Here is a 1,192-nt window from a genome sequence, read left to right as displayed (position 1 = left end):
TGAGCTCCTTGTTGAGCGCGTTCATCGCCTCTGGGCGAGATCAAGGATCTGGAAGACCGGGTGAAGTCCCGCCTGCAGTGCGGCCTGGTGGTTGACCTGCACCCGACCGACTATGAATTGCGCCTGGGCATCCTGCAGACCAAGGTGGAGCAGCAGCGCCAAACCTACCCGGATCTGTGCATCGCCGATGGCGTGCTGGAATTCTTGGCACACCGCATCTCGACCAACGTTCGCGTGCTCGAAGGCGCTCTGACGCGGCTGTTTGCGTTTGCTTCGCTTGTGGGGCGTGAGATCGACATGGACCTGACCCAGGACTGTCTGGCCGACGTGCTGCGCGCCTCCGAGCGAAAGATCACTGTCGAGGAGATCCAGCGCAAGGTTTCCGAGTACTACAACATCCGCATGTCCGACATCATCGGCCCCAAGCGCTTGCGCTCTTATGCGCGCCCGCGCCAGGTGGCGATGTACCTGTGCAAGCAGCTGACCAGCCGCAGCTTGCCGGAAATCGGCCGTCGCTTTGGCGGGCGCGACCATACCACTGTCATGCATGGTGTGAAGCGTATCGAGGAGCTGAAGACCACTGACGGCCAGATCGCCGAAGATGTGGAGATGCTGCGCCGGTCGCTTGAAGCCTGACGGGCGGTTTTAGCCCGAACTGCTTACCCCCCCATTTGCACTGCGACCCCGGTTTCCGGGGCCGTTTTTTTGCGCAATGTGTCCAGAACGGCATGCCGGCGCAGCCATTCAACATGTGAATATCCGCATTCGCAGAAAACAATGTTTCAACATTGTTAAAACCAGCCATAACAGCGTTCTGGACAGGAACTCCCCATGACACAGCCGCCCTCCGAAAACACAGACACGCCCCGCGGGTTGGCTTTTGCCATTGCGGCCTATCTGATGTGGGGTTTTTTGCCGCTTTACATGAAAGCACTGTCGCACATTCCCGCGGCTGAGGTTGTTACCCACCGGGTGATCTGGTCAGTGCCCGTCGCAGGGGCGCTTCTGCTCATCCTGCGGCGGACAAGGGAGCTGCAGGCGGCGCTGAAAAACCCCCGGATGCTAGGCATGGCCTGTATCACCGCGGCGCTGATTTCGGTGAATTGGGGGATCTATGTCTGGTCGATTGCCTCTGGCCGGGCGTTGGACGCGGCATTGGGCTACTATATCAATCCGTTGTTCAGCATTGCCC

Annotated in this window: 1 protein-coding gene and 1 pseudogene; both read left to right on the top strand. The window is 59.6% G+C overall.

What is annotated here, in order from left to right:
- Positions 1-33 precede the first annotated feature (33 nt).
- Positions 34-636 (top strand): annotated as a pseudogene (locus A2I95_RS40185) (helix-turn-helix domain-containing protein); the annotation flags it as partial.
- A 195-nt stretch (positions 637-831) separates the two neighbouring features.
- A partial coding sequence (locus tag A2I95_RS40180) for an EamA family transporter (protein ID WP_367153219.1) occupies positions 832-1,192 on the top strand: 361 nt, incomplete at its 3' end.

Source organism: Leisingera sp. F5, from assembly GCF_001593695.1.
This window is presented reverse-complemented; position numbering and strand designations above follow the sequence as displayed.